1 protein-coding gene is annotated in these 1,584 nt (G+C 59.9%); it reads left to right on the forward strand.

The window, feature by feature from the left end; genetic code table 11:
• Positions 1-9: 9 nt before the first annotated feature.
• On the forward strand, positions 10-1,584 hold a 1,575-nt coding region (locus tag VES88_02940), incomplete at its 3' end, for an AMP-binding protein (GenBank protein ID HYN80431.1).

A 1,584-nucleotide genomic window follows, 5' to 3' on the forward strand; every position in this document is an offset into this window, starting at 1 on the left:
CCGAAAGGGGTGTTAGTAACTCACCATAATGTGGTCCGTCTCTTCAAAGCGACCGAGGCGTGGTTTAACTTCGACGAGCATGACGTGTGGACGCTGTTTCACTCCTACGCCTTCGACTTCTCGGTCTGGGAATTGTGGGGCGCGCTCGCCTACGGTGGCCGGCTGGTGGTAGTGGCCTACTTGGTGAGCCGCTCGCCGGAGGCGTTTTACGACTTGCTGCGGCGCGAGCGGGTGACAGTGCTGAATCAGACTCCGTCGGCCTTCCACCAGCTGATGGAGGCGGAGGCGGGTGCCGGCGCGGCGGACAAGCTGGCCCTACGTTACGTCATCTTCGGCGGCGAGGCGCTTGAGCTGAAAAGCCTGAGGCCCTGGTTCGAGCGACATGGAGACGAGAGGCCGCAGCTAGTCAACATGTACGGCATTACGGAAACGACAGTCCATGTGACACATCGTCCGTTGACGATGGCTGACATGGAGCGGTCGACCGGAAGCGTGATCGGACGGCGGATCCCGGACCTACAGGTGTATGCGCTGGATCGGCATCTGCAACCTGTGCCGGTCGGAGTGCCGGGTGAACTCTATATCGGCGGCGCAGGCGTGGCGCGCGGGTACCTGAACCGCGCGGAGTTGACCGATGAGCGGTTCATCGCGGACCCCTTTAGCGGCAAGACTCAGGGGCGGCTGTACAAGTCAGGCGACTTGGGGCGGTACTGGCCTGATGGAGATATCGAGTATTTGGGACGGATTGACCAGCAGGTGAAGATCCGTGGCTTCCGCATTGAGCTGGGCGAGATCGAGGTGGCGCTGTTGCAGCACCCGGCGATTGAACAAGTGGTAGTGGTGGCCAGGGAGGATGAGCCTGGTGACAAACGCCTTGTGGCTTATGTAGTTGCCCAAGAGGGGCCGGCGCCCACTGTTAGTGAAATTATCAGCCGAATGAAAGGGAAAGTGCCGCAGCATTTAATGGCCGACGCCGATGTTCAGAAGGCGCCGCTGCCCGACGTTAGTGAGTTGCGCGGCTTCTTAAAAGAGAAGTTGCCGGAGTACATGGTGCCGTCGGCTTTTGTGATGCTTCACGAGTTGCCTTTGACGCCTAACGGGAAGGTTGATCGGCGCGCGCTGCCTGTGCCCGACCAGGAGCGACCCGAGCTGGAAAGAGCTTTCCTCGCGCCGCGGGATACTCTAGAGCTTCAACTCACCAAGATGTGGGAGAAGGTCCTCGGCGTCGAGCCGATTGGCGTCAAGGACAACTTCTTTGATCTCGGAGGACACTCACTGCTGGCCGTGCGCCTGTTTGCGCAAATCGAAAAGAGCTTCGGTAGAAACCTTCCCCTGGCGACGCTCTTTCAAGCGCCGACGATTGAGCAGCTCGCTGACATTCTGCGCCAGCAAGGGTGGACTTCGCGGTGGTCGTCGCTCGTGCCGATTCAACCCGGCGGCTCCAAGCCGCCCTTCTACTGCATGCATGCGGGCGGCGGCCAGGTCTTCTTCTACCGTGATTTAGCGCACCGTCTGGGTCCAGATCAGCCATTCTATGGACTACAAATACGGACTCTGAATGGAGTGCAGATGCCTCACACCACG

This window comes from Gemmatimonadaceae bacterium (assembly GCA_035633115.1).
In the GTDB taxonomy this organism is placed as follows: Bacteria; Gemmatimonadota; Gemmatimonadetes; order Gemmatimonadales; family Gemmatimonadaceae; genus UBA4720.